The sequence below is a fragment of the Hahella sp. NBU794 genome (assembly GCF_050749805.1).
Lineage (GTDB): Bacteria > Pseudomonadota > Gammaproteobacteria > Pseudomonadales > Oleiphilaceae > Hahella.
In genome coordinates this window covers 6,191,496-6,211,924 of the sequence record NZ_CP192738.1, presented here as the reverse complement: position 1 = coordinate 6,211,924, position 20,429 = coordinate 6,191,496, and the positions used below count along the sequence as shown (strand labels likewise).

Here is a 20,429-nt window from a genome sequence, read left to right as displayed (position 1 = left end):
TTTTGATGGACTGGTACGGTAGTTAAATGCAAAAGACGCAGAGGTTTATGCCCCAGGAGCGCCGCGCTGTCTCCGCGCTGGCTTCGTTGTACGCCATGCGAATGCTTGGGCTGTTTATGGTGCTGCCGGTTTTCATGGTGCTGGGCAGAGAGCTTGAAGGAGCAACGCCAGCGCTGCTGGGCCTCGCCATAGGCGTTTACGGCTTGAGTCAGGCTGTCATGCAGGTGCCTTTTGGGGCGCTGTCTGACCGTTTTGGCCGGAAGAAGCTGATCTTGATCGGTTTGGGATTATTCTGCCTTGGCAGTGTTGTCGCTGCATTAAGTGATCATATTTATGGGGTTATCTTTGGTCGTCTATTGCAAGGAGCGGGGGCCATCGCCAGCGTATTAATGGCGTTGCTCAGTGATTTGACGCAGGAAGAGAATCGCACCAAGGCCATGGCGACTGTAGGAATGACGATTGGGCTGTCATTTGCGTTGGCGCTGGTGCTGGGGCCATTGATTTCAGGCTTGGCAGGATTGTCTGGACTGTTTTGGGCGACGGCGTGCATGGCGTTGTCAGGAATGGTTTTGTTGTATAAAGTGCCGACCCCGTTGCAGCAGCGGCGCAACTTGGAAACGATAGTGCTTCGTTCCGCCCTGCGGGATGTCTTTCAGCATAAAGAGCTGATGCGTCTGAACTGGGGAATATTCTCGCTGCATATGATATTGACGGCGATGTTCGTCGCAATGCCGGTTACATTGGCGGATAAATTTAATATGGCCGCGGATCGACATGGCTGGTTTTATCTGACGGTGATGGGCGGAGCCTTCATATTCATGATTCCGCTGATCATCATTGGCGAGAAAAAGCGCCTTTTGCGACAGGTTTTCACTGGAGCTGTCTGGTTAATGGCGGCGGCTCTCATGATTGTAATGAAAGGGGTGAACGACTTTATCGGGTTTACCCTGGCTGTATTCGGCTTTTTCTTGGCTTTCAACTTCTTGGAAGCGACTTTGCCTTCTTTGGTCAGCAAGGTGGCGCCCGCGGGAATGCGGGGAACAGCGATGGGAGTGTACTCCAGCTCGCAGTTCTTTGGGGCCTTTCTAGGGGGCGTCCTAGGTGGACTGGCTTACCAGAAGTTTGGTTTGATGGGAGTGTATGGTCTTTGTACAGTGATGGCGGTAGTATGGGGCGGAGTGTCCCTGTTCATGCCTGATCCTCCCTACACAGCGAGTTATGTGCTGTCGCTGCAGCCGTTTAATGTGGACGCGGCGGACAAGATAGCGCAGGAACTGACGCAAATTCATGGTGTTGAAGACGTCACTCTGGTGATTGAAGAACACTTGGCGTATTTAAAGATTGATAGACAGCGCTTTGATGAGAAAGCGCTGGTAAATTACCCTCTCACCGCCCAGGTTGAGGGATAACGTTTGGAGAGCGATATGGCGCGTGGTGTAAATAAAGTAATTCTAATTGGTAATTTGGGTAGCGATCCGGAAACACGTTATACCCCCTCCGGCAGCGCGATTTCCAACCTGAGGTTGGCGACTGACGAGAGCTATAAAGACAAGCAGACGGGGCAACTGGTGCCCCGCACGGAATGGCACCGGGTTGTGCTGTTCGGCAAGCTGGCGGAGATTGCTGCTCAGTACCTGAGAAAAGGCTCCAAAGTATATATTGAAGGTCGTCTGCAAACGCGCAAATGGCAGGACCAGTCTGGACAGGATCGCTACAGCACTGAGATTGTTGTCGACATGCAAGGTCAGATGCAGATGCTCGACAGCCGCAGTGGCGGTGGTGGTATGGATAACTCGCAAGGTTACAACGATGGTTGGCAGCAATCCGCTCCTTCCGGCGATAACTACGGTGGTGCTCCAGCAGCTGCGCCTGCCGGTAACTATGGCGGCGCTCCTTCCAACAACAACTATGGTGGCGCTTCCAATAACAACTATGGCGCCTCAAGTGGCGGCTATTCCGCTCCTAACCAGGGGCAACAACGCCCGCAACAGCCTCAGCAACCAAAGCCGCCCATGCCAGAGCCTATGGACGACTTTGACGACGATATTCCTTTCTGACCCGGAAGCTAAAGAATATTTAAGACATAGAGCTGTGACAGCCTGACTTGAAAGCCCCATTATTTTGGGGCTTTTTTGTTTTTACGTTTGGGGTGAGGAGAATTTGGGCCATGAAAATCGCAGTATTATTCGGCGGCACGAGTGAGGAACGGGATGTCTCAATCGCCAGCGCCGCGCAAATTATTCCGGCGCTGCGTAGTCTGGGGCATGAAGTGTTTTCTGTGGATACGGCTACTGGGCAGCTGTCTGCAGCAGACGAAGCGCGTCTTTTGCAAGCTGGTGTGGGGCCAGAGCCGCCGTCGACTTCTGTAATTGCCGATGTGAGGGGGCGAGCCATTGCCTTGTCGGCGGAGGCTTTCAATATCCGTGACGTTGATGTCGTTTTTCTTGCGTTGCATGGCGGCCCCGGAGAAGACGGTCGGATTCAGGCGATGCTGAACCTGGCGGGACTTGCCTATACCGGCAGCAATCATATTGCGAGCGCGGTGGCCATGGACAAGGACCTGAGTAAGCGTCTATTTCGGGCCGCGGGCGTACCCACGCCGGATTGGCTGATGGCGCCGGCAAGCAGTGATGAGGTTGCAGAAAAGTTAGGCTGGCCAGTGGTGGTCAAGCCCAGCAAACAAGGTTCCACCGTTGGCTTAAGTGTGGTGCGCGAAGCGTCTGAACTGGCGCGGGCGATAGCGCTTGCAAGTGAATACGACGATGAAGTGATGATCGAGAAGTTTGTCCCTGGACGAGAATTTACGGTCGGAATATTGGAAGGACAGGCGTTGCCAGTTGGCGAGATTATCGCTCCTAAAGAGATTTTCGATTACCAGGCAAAATATCAGGCGGGCGGCGCCCGTGAAATATTCCCTGCGGATATTGCCGAGGCTGACGCCGTCGTCATGCAGGAAATTGCATTACGTGCTCATGCGGCGCTGAAGCTGGGCGTGTACAGCCGGATCGACTTTCGTGTCGAAGATAACGGCGCAGTGTGGTGCCTGGAAGGGAACTCCTTGCCAGGGATGACGGCGAATAGTCTATTGCCGCAAGCGGCGAAGGCCGCCGGTATTGAGTTTCCCGAGCTACTGGAGCGAATCTGCCGCGGCGCCGTGCGTTGAGCACTTAGCGAAACTGTGGCGAATCCAGGTGGGGAGCATGCGGCCAAATCTATCGTTATAGTGTGTCATAATGCTGAAGACAGGCCGTCAAGGTACGACGGTCTGATTAGAAAAATTAACGGCAGAAACAAGGGAGTAGGATATGACTACAATTTTGGATATCGCAAAAAAGGACTTTGAGACCGGCACGGAATATCAAGTTGAATTGATCACTAAGGAAGGCTCTAAAAATGGTAAGCCTTCGCCGTGTCTGGAAGTCTGGGAAAGAGCGAGAGGGACGCGTACGATTCTGGGTAGAGTCTTTCAGATCGATATGGAAGAAGCGCTTTATCATGCCTCCAAAAATGGCGCTGAAGAAGTCCTCATCGGCAAACGGGGTAAAGATGACGAGGCTTTCTCAGAAGGTAAGATTGTGCTTGAAGGCGGCGCCCCGGCGAAATTGACGCTGGCGCTGAAAGTCACTTCTTCACCCACCCCGGAAGTGAAAGAAGCGGCTTATCCCTGGTAAGTCGATTCGAGACCCCAAGGCGAAGCGGTGCAGTCTGGCGCTTCGCTGACCCCTGTAAAGCTCCCCTACCTCTAATGTGCCTGAATCCAACGTAAATTCACTGGCTCATTGGACTCCGCCAATAAGTCTCCCTCATGAGAATACAGTTGAATCATGAAAGGGCGACCCGCCAATACATCCTGAGCCGTTTTCACATCAGTGTGATAGCCATCGTTATTGGCTTTATCGGCTAGCGCGGTAATGAGGATGGCGCGCTCATTTTCCCAGTCAAAGCCCGCCAACGTTTTCAACTGCTCACGAAAAATCTGACTGTCGCTTTGCGCTGCGACCAATACCGCATACTCAATCGGAAATGCTTCCCCGTAACAGGTATGGATGTCTTGCCGCAGACTGGTGATTCGATACTCACAAGAGGATGCGTCATAGAAGCGAACAGGTTGAGAGTATGTGGCGCAACCCAGAATGCTGGCGTTCAAGGCGATGGCCAGCGCCAGCTTTACTATGCTTTTCATATTGTCTTCCCTTGGTGTGGTTTGAGGCTTCCTGCGCATCGTTGTTGCTGGACGACAGGCATACTTTCAATTGGCTATTTTAGCGTTGCATATCTTTATAAAAGAAGACTGTGACTCACTCGTTGCAACATATCCTGATGAATTTATTGCGGTTTGTTGGAATATGGTTACAGCCGCCGCTATACCCCTCGTTTTTACAAACCGTTTCTTTTTTGATCAGTTTCATCCTTATATGATGCCCTCGCCAAATGTCCGTGTTCAGGCAGTTGCGGGCGATGGATTGCATGTTTGCCGGTAGATCCGGCGCTGAAGTGATGGGATGAACTATGTTGTTGCGAACTTATCCGTGGTCTGTTGTTCTGATGCGAACAGGCCTCATGGCGGCTAGATTATTATTAGCGACTCTATTTTTGACTCTATATGCCTGTGGCGGCGGTGGCGGAAGTACAGATAACGGCTCCGACTCAAATCGAGAGATTGTAGATACCCAAAGCGATCCTTCGACCAGCATTGATCCAGATGATCTGGAGCCCACAGGCAATGGAGATAGCGATGCCGGTCAGGACGACATCGTCGACGATCCTGATGAGCCTGAGTCACCTAAAACCTACGAACTTGCCGGTATCTATTGCAGTTGCGGGCCCACTACCAGCACCTCCTCTTCAGTGTTTAACAATATCGAAGAAGCGGCTTATCTGGATGGTGTATTGGTGCGTATTCCCTGGGCGGAAATGGAGCCGTCTCCCGGCGTCTATGACTGGTCATTGCTGGATCAGCAGTTGGTTAAAGCCAAGGCGCAGGGGCTGCATGTCACCTTCGCGCTGCTGAATGGATATGCCGCGCCGGCCTGGTTGGAATCCGAAGGCGCGGACATGCTGGATTACATCTTTCGCGGAGACATTCCCCGGCGTCTGCCGATTCCCTGGGATGAAACCTATCTGCGTTACCTGACAAACTTTATTGCGGCCTTGGGCGCTCGCTATAGCGGCGAGCAGGCATTGCAGTTGGTGCATATGACCAACTCCACCACCAATGGCTTTGAAATGCAGTACTTTTTTGACGCTCAGGCGGAGGCGGACTTCTACGCAAAAGGATACAGCGAGTCTGCGTTAGTGAATTCATGGAAGCGAATTCTGGATGCATACAACCAGGCCTTTGACGACACCCGCATGGATCTGGACGTGCATCCGGTACTGGGTTCGCCGACGGTGGCGGAGCAGGTTGTCGCCTATGGGCAAGCTTCTATTGGGGCGCGCTTTGGCGTATTCGGAGCTTGGTGGAGTCGTCGCAATGCGGAGGTGGCGTACCCGGAAATGTATAGCCTGCTGTTGTCCGGCGCAGCGTCCAGCTTTGCTGGCGTGCAACTGGTCGGCACGGCTTCCACCCGGGCTTATAACGAAATTACCCGGGAAGATTTGCTCGACGCCATCCAGTTAGCGCTGCAATCGGGCATTTACTATATCGAAGTCTGGAATCAGGACTTATTGAATACGGATATATCGCCTCAAATGGGCGGTTTTCACACCAGTGTCAACAATGCGATCAAGTAAGCGGCCAACCCGGAGGCTGAGCCTCCGGGAGCTGCAATGGAATTAGCTGGTGACGGCGTTCAGAGTATGGGTGTGAACGCTTTCCGGCAGCAGTATTTTCAGTGGCGGCATGGCGTCTATCTTGGCGGCCACATCGCCGTAAATCAGCTGCAGTCCTTCAATGATGCGTGAAGGCTGATCCACCCAGGAAGAGTTGCGACGTTTCAATTCGAACGGCTCTTCACACTGGAAAAACTCCAGCACCTTATCGATGGTCGATCCCAGGCTCTCGTACTTGATCAGGATGGTCGGGTGTTTGGGAGAAAGATTACTGACCCAGTTATCAAACTGGCGCTCGATATTGAACTCATCCACGCCTCTCTCCAAATACTCCTCCAGCGTCATGCCGCGTAGCGAACGCGCCGGAGTGGGGCTGTTCACGTTCATGGCTTTTGCGTGCATGTCCTGATAATTGCGACGAAACAGTGAGAGCACCGCATCGTAAGGATTGCCGAACATGTAACCGAGTCGGATATCGACCTCATCGTCATACACGGCGGGCGTATAGGCGTGTTCGCGGATGGTTTTATCGGAGATGGAGCCGATATGGCGCGCCAGGGCGGTGGAGCCCACACCGCCCATTGAGCACATGGCGCAGCGCACTGCGGCCTTTTTTCGGAACAGCTTCACTCGGGAGAGGAGTTGCGGTATGTCCAACATAATCGTGTCCTTGTCAGTGGTGGTGAGTTCCAGTTCAGGCGGCGGCTTCGCCAAAAATCGCGTCTTCCACGATACCGCAGATAATGTGTCCGATCATGATGTGGCATTCCTGAATTCTTGGCGTATGCGTGGAGGGGACGTTGATGACGTGCTCCGCCAGCTCCTGCACTTTGCCGCCGGAGCCGGCGAAGGCGGCGGTGATCAGGTCCATTTCTTTGGCGCTTTCCAGAGCGACCAATATGTTCTTGGAATTACCGGATGTAGTGATGCCGATGAACAGGTCGCCGGGTTTGGCGTTGGCCTCCACCTGGCGTGCGAAAACCCGCTCGTAGCCGTAATCATTGCCGATGGCCGTGAGCATGGACGTATCCGTCGTCACGGCGAGTGCGGGAAGTCCAGGGCGATCGAATTCAAAGCGGCTGACGAACTCCGCCGCGATATGCTGCGCGTCCGCCGCGCTGCCGCCATTTCCCGCCAGGATAACCTTGTTGCCCCTTTTATAAACCTCCACGCAGACTTGACCCAGACGGAGCACTTTCTCCATCAATGGCTCGTCCGCGAGCAGGCGTTGTTTGACTGCAATCGAATCTCTGATGCGTTCTTTTACATAGTCCATGTCAATGTTCATTGGTCATCCTCCTGGTTGTCCGGGCTCAGTCACTGAGCGCCGAAAGGGTTGCTTCCCGCTGGGGAAAGAACTGCTCTGTGTGGGCGCATAAGAAGTCGTAGTCTTCGGGTATACCGATATCGATAAAGGGGCCAGCTTTGGTGTAGGCGTATAACCCTCCGCCCACCAGCGCCGGAAAGGCGGTTTGTTCGAAGGAAAACGCGCCTTGTTGCGGACAGTGTTTATGCAGGAACTCAGCGCTGAGGAAATAGACGCCGGCATTGATCAGGCCAGGGCCGGCGTTCGGCTTTTTCTCCTCAATCATGATCACTTTGCCGCTGTGTTTGTGCACGGTGAGCTTGCCATAGCGAGAGCAGTCGGGTTGCAGCGCGGCGAGCATGCCGTTGGTGAACTCGCTGCGATAGACGGAGGAAATAAAGTCCTGCAAATCGGTGTCGCAGAAACTGTCGCCATTGAGCACCAGATAATAGGGTGCGGGATGTTGCTCCGCCGCCATGCGAATAGCGCCGCCTGTGCCCATGGGCGCGTCTTCAATTACGAAATTCAGGCGCTGGGTGGCGCGGGGACGCTCCTCAAAATAGCGGACGATGTGCTCACTTTTATAGCCGAGAGACAGCACGATATCGTGGATATTCTGACACTCCAGCTGCTCCAGCAGCAGCTCCAGAAACGGGCGATCAGCCACCGGCGCCATGGGTTTGGGCAGATCCGCAACCCGCGAGCGCAGCCGGGCGCCTTTACCGCCGGCAAGAATGATGCAACGTACATGCGTTGCTCTGGCTTCCATGTTCATTTCATTCCCCTTGTTTATTTCTGCCATAAAAAGAGTCTGGCGTCGTAACTCTCATCCACCACGCGCATGCTGCGTTGGACGAATTGCAAGGTGTCCGCGTCGATGACCAGCGTCATCGCATTCCAGGGGGAGGCCACCAACCAGACACGATTATTCTGGTTCAGTACGTCCTGTAGCTCCCTGTCGCTGCGAAGCACCACCGTGCCCAGGAATTTGTCCCGATAGAAAGGCGAGTCCAGGTTACGGTCGTAGACGATCTTGCGATCGGTAATGGTCTGCAGGAAATAATCCGGCGTAATGCCGGAATACAGCTTGGTTGGCATCGGCGCCATGCTGATGACTTTATCGCCTTCCCGATAGCCCTGTTTCAACGTGGCGGACACCTTGCGGTAGTCCACGCCGGCGAAGCCGTCCCGGTAATCCGAGCGAAAACCCAGGTGTCCCAGGTTGCCGATGCTATAAAAATGGATCAGGTTGGAGTTCATCGACATCACCGCCATCAATAAGAGCGCCGCCAGATTGAAGCTGGCGACCACTGTCGCCGCTGGGGCTCTAACCCTGGCGGTAAGACGTGTTACGTCCTCAATCAGAAATGTCAGGATGGCGCCGACGCTGATGATGAAAAACGGGTAGATAAAAAACACATAGTGGGCGTTGTAGAATAGCAAAAAGTTGCTGAGGCACAGCAGCGTGATGAGGAACACCAGATAATAAAAGCGCAGTGTCGGACGCTTCCAGGCGTAATAGGCGCCGAGCAGGAAAACAGCGCCGGTGATGAGATGGGTTTCCATGCCAAAGAAGTTGATGAAGTAAAACCCTGGCTCCCAACTGTCTTTCAGGAAGCCCAGCTGCGGCAGGCTGACATCGCCTTTGCCGGAGCCCAGCATGAGGTGCGGCTGTTGAAGCACTACCCGGCGCACGCCTTGGGCGACCAGCGTTAATATCACCAGTAGATACATCACCCAGAGATTGCGCTGGAAGATCCAGGCCAGATTATCCCGTTTAAAGATAAGCACGATGACGCCCATCACCGGAAGCAGAAACCCGGAGCCTTCCCAGCTCAAATAAGTCACTGTGAATAGCGCCCAGACCAGCAACGCGAATCGCAGTCGAACCTTTTCCTGCTGCAACAGATGGTAGACCGCCGTGGCGGTGAGCAGAGTGAAGAACTGCGTCTGCGCCGGGTGAAATGCGTTCTGCGACCAGTAGATAGACCAGGTTGAAAGGCTATATAAGAGCCCGGCGATCATCGCCGCCGCCAAGCCAAAGCGGCGCAGGCTGATCCAGAAAATCAGGCTCAATACGCCAGTGGAGAATAGCAGCGCCGGCAGGCGTAAAGTGAATTCGGAAAAGCCGCCCAACTTGACCGATAGCGCCAAAAAGTAAGGCACCAGTTCGTAGGTGGCCAAGGGCACTTCCATGGTGCTGACGTAGATATAGGGATAGCCCTTATCCAACACGCCCTCTACAAAACTGGCGATAGTGGCTTCGTCGATAGTGAGCGCGCGCGCCTCCAGGCCGCCGACGCGCAGACTGAAAGAGAGAGCAATCAGCGCGGTGGCGATCAGCATGATCACTGGAAAGGAATTAGCCTTGGCGCGCATCAGCGGCCATTTCACCCATGGCGACTCGGCGCGGCTGTTCATAAGCTTTCCTCCAAAACTTTGGTGGCTCCGCCGACATAGGCGGTTGCGCAACTCTCGCGTCCGATTGCAAAGCGTGACGAGCGCAACTGCAGCGCGGACAGGGCTTGGGCCAGGAGCGCAGCGCCGAACAAGGCGGTGACGACACCCAGATTAAACAGGCTGGTAGTAAGCAGGCGCGCATCCAGGGCGAGGGCGCACAGCAAAGCGCCGAAGCAGGTAAGAGAAGTCAGCAGCAGATTGATCGCCGCGACAAGACGGGGCAGACCTGCCAGCGCCAACAACAGTCCTGCGCTGGTAAGAACGTTGAGCAGCAACCAGATTGCACACCATTTCAACGCGCGCAAAATCAATTCGGGGTAACTGACTTGCCGCATGACCTCCAGGCTGGGGTCTTCGAAACGAATTGGCGCGCTTTCCACTGATTCCGTCGCTACCTGACGGATATGTGGCGTATAAGCGGGGCGCTCGTACTGCGCCGGCACATCCGTGGCGCTGACCGGACTGACGCGCCAATCTATGCCGGGAAAACTGATGAAGCGATCTTCCCCGGTCTGTACGACAGCCTGCAAGCCCATACCCAGGGCCGGGTCGCAATCCGCGAACACTTCAATCTGGTTGGCGGGCTCAGCGCCCAGTGGTTGAAACAAGTTAATGACTTTGATTTGCGGATAATCGCTGGCGTAGTCGCCCAGGCGGCGTTGATTGACGTTAACCTTGAAGGAGCCGTTGCATTGCGCCATCAACCAGGCGTTTTGCAGCGCGGTGCGGGAGAAGGGCAAGGTCAGCACAAAACGAGCTTCCGACGCTTTGTCGCCAGCGCCGCTGCGCCAGACTGGCTGCAGCGCGCTGGTGCGGCTCCACAGAAAATAGCCGTAATCCACATTGCCGCTAATCGCAGGCGGCTTTAACCCATTGGCTAACTGCGGCGCCAGCCAGTCCTCGTCATAAAACCCGTATTGATACCAAATCCGGGCGTCGGCGCCGCCATTGGCGGGGGTGAAGGACGCCTTCCAGGCGTTATCGCTGACAAGGCGCTGTTCCTGTCCCAGGCTGTCCTGGACCCGAAGGGAAAGAATCATCGCTGGCGCGCCGCCGAGGGTGGATTTTTCCACCCGAACGGCGATGACGTTTTTACCGGGGCGTAAGTACGACTCCACTGCGCCGAGCCAGATGGGCTCAGAGGTGGCGGCGGATTTCACGGCAACTTCCACGCCGTTGATATAGAGCTTGTAATTCTCTGTGCCTGTGAGCTTCAAGAAGGCTTTATAGGGCGCTGCGCGCACGATGAATATTTTGCGGAAATAGCTGACGGCGCGGGCGTCTGGCGCAGTGATCCACTGGGCTCCGTCCCAGTTCAAGCGCACGCCTTGCTGATTCTTCAACTCCAGTGCGTAGGTGGTCATCAGTCCCAGCAACAGAGAGAAAGCCAGCAACGCCGGAAAGATTTTGCGGCTCGCCTGCAGTCCATGTCGCGCGCTTCGCCACAGCATAGTCATGACCCGCTAAGTCCGCGCACGGCGCGCAGATTGCGCACGCTGTCCGCATCAATGGAAAGCTGGAATGACTCCCGCGCCTGATCCACTTTCCCCATCATCATCAGGCATTCTCCCTGAGTCGCCAGCAAGTCGGCGCGCAGGCTGGAGCCTTGAATTCGCTCGAGCGAGGCGGAAACGCTGGACAGACAGCTTTCCGGCACGCCCTGGCGGATATAGGCGAGACTGGCCATCGCCCGCAGAGTGTCGCTTTCTGGATAGACCCGCAGCATTTCCTGCAACGCCAGCAAGGCCTCATCCCATTGCTCGTGACGGTAATTGCGGCTGATGACCCGGTCAGTCAGGATGGCGAGCCGGCGCTTGGTGTGGTGCGCCACATAAGGAAAAAACTCGTCTTCGCGCCGGTGTTGCAGAGCGGCATGCAGTGTGTCCAGCGCCTCTTGGCGCTTGCCTGCGGTCTCCAACTGCGCCGACTGATAGAGCGCGGCGGCGGGGTTTTCCGGTTTGAACACCATCGCGTTCAATTGTGAGAAAAGCCGGCTGGCCTGCTCGGAGTAAGTCAGCAGTGGGTCGAGCTTGAAGGCGATGACCATGGAGCCAAAAGCGGACGCCGGCGCCCCCTCAGTCAACCGCCATTGTGCATCCTGTTTGTATTTGGCCGCTTGCAGGGTCGGGTAGAGCGTCAGCGCCAGCGGGGTGATCAGAATGAGTAGCGCAATGGGATAAAAGCGCAGGCGCGCTTTGGACAACGTCATCATGAAAAGAATGGCGGCGGCGCCCGTGGCGATATACCAACCCCATTCCAGACACAGAAACGCCAGCTCCAGACGACCGCCCAATGAATCAAAGTTGGCGGTGTCGGGGAGTGCGATGGCCTGGCCTTTATTGGGCGTGAAGAAGGAATTGAAGAACCGCTTCAACGTGCGGTAATCCTCAATATTGTCGGCGTAGGTCGGCAATGTATGGGGGTCGAGGGCGACGAGATATCCGGGAACGCACGCCAGGAACGCGAGGGCGAAGGCGGCGCTCACCAAAGCAAGATTCGGCTTGTTGAAATGGACGCTGATCGCCAGCAATGGTGCGGCGATCAAAAGCAATAAGGCGGGGCCCAGCATGTCAGGATGAGACAGCGCCATCGACGCGGCGTACTGGACGCCAGACTCGCCGCCGGCGAAGGGCAGGTTGATCCAGGGAGCAAGGAACGCGCCCAGCATCGCCAGAATCAGACTTGCCTGTATCCCCGCCAGCATCTTCATGGACTTATTGCACCCCTTTGCCGACGGGACGACGCTTGATCAGCGCCGCCAGGAAAGCCAGCTCGCGCTGATCCAGCGTTTTGCTGACCAGAATCAGAATCAGATAGGCGACAGCGAACAGCAAGGACGCCAGGATAAACTGCAGCAGACCCGGGGACGCAAAAGCCGCGTTCACCGCGTAGCCCGCCAGCAGCGCCGCCAGCAACGGCTTGTAAGACATGCGCACCCATTGCACGGGCACAGACTGGCGATACAGGAACCAGAGCGATCCGGCGATAAATAAAGCTTCCGCTGTCACTGTACCCACTGCGGCGCCAAAAGCGTGCAGATGTGGAATCAGCAAAATATCCAGGATAGCGTTGGTGGCCAGGGTGGCGAGGGAGATCAGCGTGAACAGGCGCTGCCGTCCCATGGCTGAATATACGTAAATCATGATGGAGGAGGGGAAGATAAAGAAGATCGCCACCGCCAGCGCTTGCAGAATATTGGCGGAGGAGGCGAATTCCGGCGTATACATCAACCCAATAATGTCCTCGGCGAAGACGAACACATACGCCACGATGGGCAGCGACAGAATGGCGTAAAACTTCAACACCTGATTGAGAAAACGACTGAATTCCGCTTTATCGCCAAGCGCCAGGCGGGCCAGTTTGGGATAGATCGGAATAGACAACGTGAACGGCAGCATTTCGATGATCTGTATCACCCGATAGGCGGCGTTGAACAACCCCAGGGCGAGTGGCGCCGCCATGGCTTTCAGGATAAGCGTGTCCACATGCAGGGTGGCGCGACGACACATCATGGATAAACCGATGGGAACGGACTCGAACAGCACGTATTTCCACAGACCGGGATCAAAGCGCCAGGGAATGCGTTTGAAAACCGCCAGGCTGCAAGCGTAAAACAGCAGGAACTGACAGACATTCGCCAGCAAATAGTAACCGCACAGCGCCAGAATGCTGGGATCGTGGTCGCGCCAATACAGGGTGAGCGCCAACAGAATCACTTTGTGGATGACGAAAATGGCGGCGTTGAATTCCATGCGCTCGAAGGCGCGAAACAGCGCGCCATAGATCACGCTGTGAAACACGATCAACGCGGCGACCGTCATAATGAACAGACTCATTCCGAAGTCGCGGTCCTCCAGAATCAATAGACAGACAACGGCGGTAGGCGCGGTGGCCACCAGGGTGACCGCCCAGGCCAGCAGGCGCACGTTGCCGAAGAAATGCTTGTATTGCTCCGCCTTCTGCGCGATTTCCCGCACCAACAGATTGGTGACGCCCATGTCGGTGACCAGCTGCAACAGGCCGACAAACGCCAGAATGAAGGCGAAGTCGCCGAAGGATTCCGGACCCAGAGTGCGGGCGATCAAGACGATGACGTAGATGTTGAGCAGCGCGCCCACGCCCTCGCCGAGCAGGGTGGCGATGATATTGCGGAAAATCTTCTTATTCGAAGACATTGATTAATCTCCCTCTACGGAGCAGGACCATCGCGCGCCCGGCGTCAGCCGGAATTGCAGCAGCCACAGCTTGGCGTAGGCGTCCAATTTGCCCAGCTCAATTTGTCGGATATCGGAACGGGATTCGATTACCTCACTGACGCCCACCTTGCCCAGTCGAAACAGCTCTTGGTTCTTTTCCAGTTCGGATCTGGCGCGATCCAGGGCGCTGAGCGAGTTTTTCAGGGTCAGTAACTGCTGTTGATAGTCCCGATAATTTTGCAGGGTGACGATGCGTTGATTCGCCCTGATCAGATCCAACTGCCTCTGTTCTTTTTCCACCTGCAGCGCCCAATAGCGGGATTTGCCGCTGGCGCGCAGGGTGTCTTGCAGCTTCACCTCAAGACTGACTCCCACTGTGGTGAGATGCTTGCTCTCGCTAAAGTCCTCGTCCGCCACCCCGCGGACGGAACCGCTCAAGCCGAACGCCACGCCGTTATCATGGCGCGCCTGATCGTACTGGCGACGGGCGATGGCGAGTTGGGTTTGCTGCAGGATGACGTCGATGCTGCTGTTCTCCGCCGCATTGACGAGGGGCTCCAGGTCCCCGGCGGGGGGCAGGGATTCCAGTTTGAAGTCCGGCGTCGGCATGGCGTCGGCGGTTTGCGCCAGGAATGCGAACTTCTGGCTCAGATAGTCACGGTTATTCGCGGTTTGTTGCAGCTCGCCTTCCAGTTCAGCGACGGCGCCTTCCGCTTCCAGCAGATCTGAGCGTTCAATCAGGCGGGCCCGGGCGGCATTGCGCGCGATGTCCAGTTGCGACTGGGCGTCCGTCAGCAGTTCCCGTAGCAGAATTTCCTGTTGTTGCGCCTGTTGCAGTGAGACCAGCACTTCCACCAGTTCCAGCAGGCTTTCCTGAAATAGCTTCTGATGCTTGGCGGTTTCATACTCGATGCGCTGCCGCAGAATCGCGGCGTCGTCGGTTTCCTGTCCCACCCAGCGGCTATTGCGATAGATTGGCGCGTCCAGCGCCACCTTGGCCTGATTCACAAACCCGGTGCGGCGTCCGCTGACGGAGGTTTCATTGTCTGAGTCGATGAAGGCGCTCTGATTCTGCTCGAAGGCGAAGTTCCCCACGGATTCGCCTTCGTAGTACTGCGGCCCTGCGCTTAGAGTCACTTCTGGATACCATGCCTGTCCGGATGTGTATTCAAACTCTTTGCGCAAAGAGGCGATTTCCAGACGTTGCACCTGCAATTGCGGGCTGGTGCGGCACATTTTACTCAACAGGGCCTTAAACTCGGGGCGGTCTTCAAAGCCATGACAAACTCCCGCACTCAACGTCATGCAGACGCCTGCGGCGAGTGATAGCGACAACCTGGCTGACATCATGAATTCCTTATCCTTTTACCTTATCTCCGGCTTTAAGACTCTGCTGTCCCGCCACCACGATTTCATCTCCCACATGCAGACCTTCAATGATTTCCACATAGCCGTCGCCGGAGATGCCTACTTTCACCGGGGTCAATTCCGCGGCTCCGGACTCGCTGACCCGAAACACCACCGCGTCGTCGTCAAAGCGATTGATCAGGGCGATGGAAGGAATGCGCACGGTGTTTTTGTTCTGCTCCAGATACACCGTGCCAGTCATGCCGGGCTTCACGATCAGCTCGGGATTGGGCGCCTGCACATAGACCCGGGCGGCGCCCTGGCTTTCATCCAATTCGGGGTCCACCCGATAGATTGTTCCGTGCAGGGTGGTGCTGGTGAATGCCGACAGACGGATATCCACGGCTTTGCCCAGTGAGAAATTGCCCAGTTCTTTTTCCGGCAGCAGAATCTTGAACAGAATCGGGTCGATGGAATTGATGACCAGCGCTTCCTCGCCTTTCTTGATATAGACGCCGGGAAAACTCTTCACTTCGCTGACGACGCCGGAGATCGGCGAGGCCACTTGCGTTTGCTTAAGCTCCTGGCTGGCGTTGTTCAACTGGTGAGTGGCTTCGGCGAGGCTGCTTTGCGACTGGGTGAAGTTGAGAAACGCGGTTTTATACTGCTCCTGAGAAACATATTCGCCTTCCAGCAGACTCTTCATTTCACTGAGGTTGGCGCTGTAGTAGTCCAGCAAGGTTTTGCGGTTTTCCACCAGGGATTTCGCCAGGGTGTAATTGGATTTATAGAGCGTGTCGTCCAGCCGGAACAGCTCCTGGCCCTCGACTACCAGATCGCCCAGTTTGACCGGCTGCGCCCTGATAGCGCCTTCGATTTGCGGACGTATCGCGACGGAAACCCCTTCCGTGGCGACGGCGGTGGCGGCGAAGCGGGAGGTGACGTCGCCTGCGCCGACCTTATGCAGCTCCACTGGCGCGGCGTTCCCCACATTGCGGGCGATTTCCGTGTTGGTGATTTCCATATGCTTTTTGGCGGACAGCAGCAGGAAGCCGATCAATCCGACGATCGCCACGATGAAGATGGAAAATACGAAATTGCGCTTCATGATGTTCAGCATGCGTCCAGTCATTTGAATCCTTCTATGGTGTTGCGGGCCCCGCGCGCCTGGCGCCAAAGCAACCAGGTGAGCGGCGCGAACAGCAATAACTCGGACGCCACCGCCCACACATTGCGCCAGCCGATAAAGCGGGCCAGGGTGTCGTGGTGAGGTCCAATCAATAAAGTGAACGGCGCGGAGATCCGCGCATCGCTTAACGGCCAAAGCAGGGGGGCGCCAAAGCTGCTGTGCAGCCCCCGTTGCGGGCCGGTGAAAAAGTCCAGCAAGGTGTGGCTGAGCAGGGCGCAGGCGATCACTGCGAAGCGTTGCGTGTAGCCAGGCCAGAGCGCCAGCAGTCTCCAGCGCGGCCACGCCAATAAGGCGGCTACAGCCAGTAACGTCGCGGGCGCGTGAGATGCGCGACTGTGATAAGCAAGATGGTCGCCGCTGACGACATATCCGAAGAGCATATCCAGATCCGGCGCATTGCCGAGCAGAGCGAAAAACGCCAGCGCGGCGGCTCCGGGCATAGGCGCGCCGCCGCGCAGCGCATGGGCCGCCAGGAGACAGTCGATACCGCAAAGTGCGTGGGCCACAGTGGTCGCCATAAGTACGCCGTCAACTCTTGGGCTGCTTGAACTTCAGATAACTGCTGGTGTTGTTGCGCGAAACGATCCGGGCTGGCGCGCCGACGACAGTACAGTTATCCGGAACTGAGTCGATCACCAGCGCGTTGGAGGCGACTACCACATTGTCGCCGATGGTGATGTCTCCCAGAATCTTGGCGCCAGAGCCGATAAAGACATTGTCGCCCAGTCGGGGACGGCCTTTGCGTTGATAGTCCGGGCCGACGGTGACGCATTGGTTGACGGTGCAGTCTTCGCCTACAATTTCTGCGTCTATAAAAACGCCGGAGAAATTATGGATGACCAGACCGGGGCCGATAGCGACCCGGGGAGGAATGCGAATGCCGGTAATGGAGCCCAGCAGAAACTCGGTCGGGAAATATAAAAGCCATGCCGCCAGCTTCAACAAGGGATTGCGCGTGCGCGCGGCGTAGTGTCCCAGACGGTACGAGCACAGATAGAGCGTGCCCAGCTGGAACGTGATTTTCAGGTACTTGTTGACGAAATTGTCGATGCGCACATAGTGTGAACGCTTCCTGCGGATATCCGCCGCCAGTAAACCGGCCATGGTTACCTAACCTCCATATAAATCGGCTGCAAGAGCCTGTTCCCTGGGCTGGCGCTGACGCCAGGCCCCACCGGCGTGACGCGGACGCCGGCTTCGCCGTTGCATGTGGGCGAATGCGCAGATTGCCAGAATCCGCGCATTCGCGCCAGCGTTTCAATGACGTTGGAAAAGGACGGTTCGCTCCCTTGCCGCACTACATTCCTTTTATACACTTCAAGATCTTACGTCGTTTGGAGAGTAGGTCTCCAGAATGAACTCACGCAGCTTTTCCTTGGGCGCGCGTTCTCCTCCCGTATACAAATGTTCGTACAGCACCTCAATGCCTTGCGCCAATTGCCGCCAGGTGTAGAACTTGTCTACGACCTGACGGGCGGCTTGTCCCAGACGCTGGCGTTTGGCGTCGTCGTCCAATAAATGAATCGCCGCGTCGGCGAGCGCGTCGCAGTCATGGTTGTCCACGATCAGCGCATTGCTCTCATGAGTCAGTCCTTTCGCGCCGCCGCGAAAGCCGGCGATGGCGACGCCGGCGGACATGTAGTTCAAGACCTTCACCGGATGTCCCGGGCACTCCGGACGAGGAATCACCGCCACATCGGCGACTGCCAGATAGTCCGGTAATTCATCCAGGGGCACCTGATCACAGAACAACACCTGATGGGCGATGCCGAGTTCCTCCGCCATGCGCTGGTATTTGCGGTGGGCTTCCGGGTTGGAGATATTGCCGACCAATAACAGCTTCACGTCATTACGGCGGGCGGCTACTCGCGCCATTGTCTCCAGCAGGTAGTCGATTCGCTGAAAGGCGTCTAGACTGCCTGTGTAAATCAGATAGTGGTCGTCTTTGCTTAACTGGTGGCGGGCGTAAATGCGCTCCGGATTGGGGTTATCAAACATCTCCGGTACGACCCCGGCGGGCAGTACGGTGATTTTGTCCGCGTCCACGCCCAGCTCCACCAGAAAGTGTTTGAGATCATCAGACACTGCAGTGACATGGTCGCCTTTGAAGGGCAGGGTTTTGTCCAGAAAAGTCGCCAGCTTGCGGGCGAAATCTTTGTTTTTGAAGAAGTCGTAGGTAGGCAACTCGTCGGTCATGCTGTTGACCGCGTTATACAGCAACGGCCGGCGCGTGATCAGTTTGGCCAGCCAGCCTATCAGCACGCCTTCATAATTGTGAGCGTGAATAATGTCGATATCGTATTTGAGGATGACGCGTATGAGCTTGAACACCATCAGCGGGTTGAACAGAAACTTCTCCGGGGAAGGGCCGACCCGTATGGCGTTTTTCTTGAAACCCGGAACCCGCACCCGATGTATGTGCGGCCCGACAACGGGAATGTCCTCTTTAATAGGGTAGGTGACGATATGGACTTCATTGCCCAGGTTCACCAGCGCTTCCGACATTTCCCTGATGGAGGCTGGCGATCCATGATTGGCGGGGAAAGGGCAGGCCGCCACCATGGCGATTTTAAATTTCCTTTTTTCTGGCTTCACTTTGTATGCATTCCTTCTAAAAGTGACGTAGATCCTGGCTGAAAAGCAAACAGGTTTAACCTGCTATTAACTCCGAAAAAGGCAATATTCGAGCCAAAGGAGGAGGGGCAGGATGACAGGTTTGTAAAATGAAAACCCGTGGTGATGACGATAAATGAGCGCAAATTCTCCTTTTTGACGCCGGCTTTTTCTCGCCGAAATACCCGATGTATAGAGGCTATGGCCCGGAAACCCTTTAGTGGCGCGGGATATCGCGAATAAGCTGACCGGGTGGTCAAAAGTGGTGCAAAAACAATGTGTAAAATATATTGACGTTCCCGGTTTCGTTTGTCGTTAAAAGTATCGGGAATGTTTACAGAGATTAATAAGTGAACAGAGAAAGTGGCCAAAGCGTAAACTGAATCGACATTCATCTTATTATTTTCTTTACACCTAGCGCATAAGCGGCTGCCCTTTTTTCTCTATCGGCGCCCTCAAATGAATCAAAAATTGAGGTAAAAATCGGGCTGTTTTCATTCCGGTACGTGAGAAAAAATTCATTTTTTTTCGGTGTTTTATACGGAGGCGAAGCCTCAAAGTCGTGATCTCCTATCTCGACTTCTTCCCGCGTAGGCCATCGTTAAACCGGTCTTAAGTGGAAGATAAAACAGCTCTTTATTTGCTCAGGTCGTAACCGGCGCCCGTCGGCTTCGCGATTTCCTCTGACTGTCATATAAGCGTCATCTGCGTTTTTTCCCTGTTTTGCGCCTTGCTCGGGCATGCTTTTTGCCTCGCTGAGGACATTGGGCTGCTGCTTTACTCTGCTGAGATTGCTCCCACGGATAAGGAAATGAACGCGGATTTGCGTTTCGCACATGGCTTCAGGAGTACGACGGTGGCTAAGGAATATACAATAAAGTCTGGGAATGACGTCTGCGCCGACATTGTCTGGCATCAGCATAAAATCAGTAAATCCCAGCGTGCGTCCATCAAGACGCAAAAGCCTTGTCTACTGTGGTTCACCGGCCTTAGCGGAGCAGGCAAATCCACGATCGCCAATGCAGTGGAGGCGCAGTTGTTTGACTTGCAGCGCCACACCTATCTGTTGGACGGTGACAACGTCCGTTATGGGCTGAACAAAGACCTGGGTTTCTCCGACGAATCCCGGGTCGAGAACATCCGCCGAATAGGCGAAGTCGCCAAGCTGTTTGTCGACAGCGGCATGATCGTTCTGAGCGCTTTCATCTCCCCCTTCCGCGAAGATAGAAAAATGGTGCGTCAAATGCTGGAGCCCGGCGAATTTGTCGAGGTCCATGTTTCGACGCCTCTCAACGTTTGTGAACAGCGCGACCCCAAAGGCTTGTACAAGAAAGCCCGCGCGGGTCGTCTCGAAAAGTTCACCGGCGTTGATTCTCCTTATGAACCGCCAGTCAATCCGGAATTGACTCTGAATACTGATGCAGTATCCCTGTCCGAATGCGTGGAGAGGGTTATCGGTTATCTCATTGCACAGCAATTTATTGTTGAAAGGGACGCAACACTGTATCGCGCTTCTTGAGCGCAAGGACTGCAGTTTGTTGTAACT

General features: G+C 55.4%; 21 protein-coding genes. 7 read left to right on the top strand and 14 right to left on the bottom strand.

What is annotated here, in order from left to right:
* Positions 1 to 26 precede the first annotated feature (26 nt).
* From ACQYWX_RS27155 to ACQYWX_RS27140, 4 genes are all read left to right on the top strand, one after another.
* Positions 27 to 1,409, top strand: coding sequence for an MFS transporter (locus ACQYWX_RS27155; RefSeq protein ID WP_431687019.1), 1,383 nt, complete (start codon positions 27 to 29; stop codon positions 1,407 to 1,409).
* A gap of 15 nt (positions 1,410 to 1,424) precedes the next feature.
* Complete coding sequence (gene ssb / locus ACQYWX_RS27150; RefSeq protein WP_279508560.1) at positions 1,425 to 2,057, top strand: single-stranded DNA-binding protein; 633 nt, start codon at positions 1,425 to 1,427, stop codon at positions 2,055 to 2,057.
* 110 nt (positions 2,058 to 2,167) lie between these two features.
* Complete coding sequence (locus ACQYWX_RS27145) at positions 2,168 to 3,163, top strand: D-alanine--D-alanine ligase family protein (RefSeq protein ID WP_431687018.1); 996 nt, start codon at positions 2,168 to 2,170, stop codon at positions 3,161 to 3,163.
* Between the two features lie 142 nt (positions 3,164 to 3,305).
* Entirely contained in the window at positions 3,306 to 3,671 is a 366-nt protein-coding gene (locus ACQYWX_RS27140; protein WP_431687017.1) for a hypothetical protein, read from the top strand.
* Positions 3,672 to 3,742: 71 nt separating this feature from the next.
* Here the strand turns inward: ACQYWX_RS27140 and ACQYWX_RS27135 are convergent, their stop codons facing one another.
* Entirely contained in the window at positions 3,743 to 4,183 is a 441-nt protein-coding gene (locus ACQYWX_RS27135) for a hypothetical protein (RefSeq protein WP_431687016.1), read from the bottom strand.
* Between the two features lie 70 nt (positions 4,184 to 4,253).
* Between ACQYWX_RS27135 and ACQYWX_RS27130 the strand changes: the two genes are divergently transcribed.
* Entirely contained in the window at positions 4,254 to 4,481 is a 228-nt protein-coding gene (locus ACQYWX_RS27130; protein ID WP_431687015.1) for a hypothetical protein, read from the top strand.
* A 79-nt stretch (positions 4,482 to 4,560) separates the two neighbouring features.
* Positions 4,561 to 5,733: a beta-galactosidase gene (locus ACQYWX_RS27125; RefSeq protein WP_431687014.1), complete on the top strand. Its 1,173-nt coding sequence runs from the start codon at positions 4,561 to 4,563 to the stop codon at positions 5,731 to 5,733.
* A 42-nt stretch (positions 5,734 to 5,775) separates the two neighbouring features.
* On the opposite strand, the gene ACQYWX_RS27120 is transcribed toward ACQYWX_RS27125, so the two are convergent.
* The 13 genes from ACQYWX_RS27120 to ACQYWX_RS27060 all read right to left on the bottom strand — a co-directional run bounded on the left by ACQYWX_RS27120 (position 5,776) and on the right by ACQYWX_RS27060 (position 19,278).
* Positions 5,776 to 6,486: a hypothetical protein gene (locus ACQYWX_RS27120; RefSeq protein ID WP_431687013.1), complete on the bottom strand. Its 711-nt coding sequence runs from the start codon at positions 6,484 to 6,486 to the stop codon at positions 5,776 to 5,778.
* The gene (locus ACQYWX_RS27115) at positions 6,467 to 7,060 is read right to left on the bottom strand and encodes a D-sedoheptulose-7-phosphate isomerase (protein WP_216737716.1); all 594 of its coding nucleotides are present in this window, start codon (positions 7,058 to 7,060) and stop codon (positions 6,467 to 6,469) included. Before ACQYWX_RS27115 ends, ACQYWX_RS27120 begins: the two co-directional genes overlap by 20 nt.
* A gap of 25 nt (positions 7,061 to 7,085) precedes the next feature.
* The gene (locus ACQYWX_RS27110) at positions 7,086 to 7,847 is read right to left on the bottom strand and encodes a nucleotidyltransferase family protein (RefSeq protein WP_431687012.1); all 762 of its coding nucleotides are present in this window, start codon (positions 7,845 to 7,847) and stop codon (positions 7,086 to 7,088) included.
* Between the two features lie 20 nt (positions 7,848 to 7,867).
* The gene (locus ACQYWX_RS27105) at positions 7,868 to 9,499 is read right to left on the bottom strand and encodes a glycosyltransferase family 39 protein (RefSeq protein WP_431687011.1); all 1,632 of its coding nucleotides are present in this window, start codon (positions 9,497 to 9,499) and stop codon (positions 7,868 to 7,870) included.
* Positions 9,496 to 10,989 carry a hypothetical protein gene (locus tag ACQYWX_RS27100; RefSeq protein ID WP_431687010.1) on the bottom strand — a complete coding sequence of 498 codons (1,494 nt, stop codon included), beginning with the start codon at positions 10,987 to 10,989 and terminating at the stop codon, positions 9,496 to 9,498. Before ACQYWX_RS27100 ends, ACQYWX_RS27105 begins: the two co-directional genes overlap by 4 nt.
* Positions 10,990 to 10,991: 2 nt before the next feature.
* Entirely contained in the window at positions 10,992 to 12,248 is a 1,257-nt protein-coding gene (locus tag ACQYWX_RS27095; protein ID WP_431687009.1) for a tetratricopeptide repeat protein, read from the bottom strand.
* Between the two features lie 4 nt (positions 12,249 to 12,252).
* Positions 12,253 to 13,713 (bottom strand): flippase, encoded by a 1,461-nt coding sequence (locus ACQYWX_RS27090; protein ID WP_216737712.1) that lies wholly within the window; start codon positions 13,711 to 13,713, stop codon positions 12,253 to 12,255.
* Between the two features lie 3 nt (positions 13,714 to 13,716).
* Positions 13,717 to 15,084, bottom strand: a complete 1,368-nt coding sequence (locus tag ACQYWX_RS27085) for a TolC family protein (RefSeq protein ID WP_431687008.1) — start codon at positions 15,082 to 15,084, stop codon at positions 13,717 to 13,719.
* Positions 15,085 to 15,091: 7 nt separating this feature from the next.
* Positions 15,092 to 16,213 carry an efflux RND transporter periplasmic adaptor subunit gene (locus ACQYWX_RS27080; protein ID WP_431687007.1) on the bottom strand — a complete coding sequence of 374 codons (1,122 nt, stop codon included), beginning with the start codon at positions 16,211 to 16,213 and terminating at the stop codon, positions 15,092 to 15,094.
* A complete protein-coding gene (locus ACQYWX_RS27075; RefSeq protein WP_431687006.1) occupies positions 16,210 to 16,788 on the bottom strand; it encodes a metal-dependent hydrolase in 579 nt (192 codons plus the stop codon). The genes ACQYWX_RS27080 and ACQYWX_RS27075 overlap by 4 nt, the downstream gene beginning before the upstream one ends.
* A gap of 10 nt (positions 16,789 to 16,798) precedes the next feature.
* Positions 16,799 to 17,374, bottom strand: a complete 576-nt coding sequence (locus tag ACQYWX_RS27070) for a serine O-acetyltransferase (RefSeq protein WP_216737708.1) — start codon at positions 17,372 to 17,374, stop codon at positions 16,799 to 16,801.
* A 213-nt stretch (positions 17,375 to 17,587) separates the two neighbouring features.
* On the bottom strand, positions 17,588 to 18,865 hold the full coding sequence (locus tag ACQYWX_RS27065; protein WP_431687005.1) for a glycosyltransferase family 4 protein: 1,278 nt from the start codon (positions 18,863 to 18,865) through the stop codon (positions 17,588 to 17,590).
* On the bottom strand, positions 18,862 to 19,278 hold the full coding sequence (locus ACQYWX_RS27060) for a hypothetical protein (RefSeq protein ID WP_431687004.1): 417 nt from the start codon (positions 19,276 to 19,278) through the stop codon (positions 18,862 to 18,864). The genes ACQYWX_RS27065 and ACQYWX_RS27060 overlap by 4 nt, the downstream gene beginning before the upstream one ends.
* 461 nt (positions 19,279 to 19,739) lie before the next feature.
* On the opposite strand from ACQYWX_RS27060, the gene cysC reads away from it, so the two are divergent.
* The gene (gene cysC, locus ACQYWX_RS27055) at positions 19,740 to 20,402 is read left to right on the top strand and encodes an adenylyl-sulfate kinase (RefSeq protein ID WP_279506036.1); all 663 of its coding nucleotides are present in this window, start codon (positions 19,740 to 19,742) and stop codon (positions 20,400 to 20,402) included.
* The last annotated feature ends 27 nt before the right edge of the window (positions 20,403 to 20,429 follow it).

Bases quoted from the DNA above. Each gene is read 5' to 3' on its own strand.
- ACQYWX_RS27155 (WP_431687019.1), top strand. From the start codon at position 27: ATGCAAAAGACGCAGAGGTTTATGCCCCAGGAGCGCCGCGCTGTCTCC.
- ACQYWX_RS27060 (WP_431687004.1), bottom strand. From the start codon at position 19,278: ATGAATGTCGATTCAGTTTACGCTTTGGCCACTTTCTCTGTTCACTTA.
- ACQYWX_RS27085 (WP_431687008.1), bottom strand. From the start codon at position 15,084: ATGATGTCAGCCAGGTTGTCGCTATCACTCGCCGCAGGCGTCTGCATG.
- ACQYWX_RS27075 (WP_431687006.1), bottom strand. From the start codon at position 16,788: ATGGCGACCACTGTGGCCCACGCACTTTGCGGTATCGACTGTCTCCTG.
- ACQYWX_RS27100 (WP_431687010.1), bottom strand. From the start codon at position 10,989: ATGCTGTGGCGAAGCGCGCGACATGGACTGCAGGCGAGCCGCAAAATC.
- ACQYWX_RS27090 (WP_216737712.1), bottom strand. From the start codon at position 13,713: ATGTCTTCGAATAAGAAGATTTTCCGCAATATCATCGCCACCCTGCTC.
- ACQYWX_RS27140 (WP_431687017.1), top strand. From the start codon at position 3,306: ATGACTACAATTTTGGATATCGCAAAAAAGGACTTTGAGACCGGCACG.
- ACQYWX_RS27080 (WP_431687007.1), bottom strand. From the start codon at position 16,213: ATGACTGGACGCATGCTGAACATCATGAAGCGCAATTTCGTATTTTCC.
- ACQYWX_RS27115 (WP_216737716.1), bottom strand. From the start codon at position 7,060: ATGAACATTGACATGGACTATGTAAAAGAACGCATCAGAGATTCGATT.
- ACQYWX_RS27135 (WP_431687016.1), bottom strand. From the start codon at position 4,183: ATGAAAAGCATAGTAAAGCTGGCGCTGGCCATCGCCTTGAACGCCAGC.
- ACQYWX_RS27110 (WP_431687012.1), bottom strand. From the start codon at position 7,847: ATGGAAGCCAGAGCAACGCATGTACGTTGCATCATTCTTGCCGGCGGT.
- ACQYWX_RS27070 (WP_216737708.1), bottom strand. From the start codon at position 17,374: ATGGCCGGTTTACTGGCGGCGGATATCCGCAGGAAGCGTTCACACTAT.
- ACQYWX_RS27095 (WP_431687009.1), bottom strand. From the start codon at position 12,248: ATGAAGATGCTGGCGGGGATACAGGCAAGTCTGATTCTGGCGATGCTG.
- ssb (WP_279508560.1), top strand. From the start codon at position 1,425: ATGGCGCGTGGTGTAAATAAAGTAATTCTAATTGGTAATTTGGGTAGC.
- ACQYWX_RS27145 (WP_431687018.1), top strand. From the start codon at position 2,168: ATGAAAATCGCAGTATTATTCGGCGGCACGAGTGAGGAACGGGATGTC.
- ACQYWX_RS27125 (WP_431687014.1), top strand. From the start codon at position 4,561: ATGGCGGCTAGATTATTATTAGCGACTCTATTTTTGACTCTATATGCC.
- ACQYWX_RS27105 (WP_431687011.1), bottom strand. From the start codon at position 9,499: ATGAACAGCCGCGCCGAGTCGCCATGGGTGAAATGGCCGCTGATGCGC.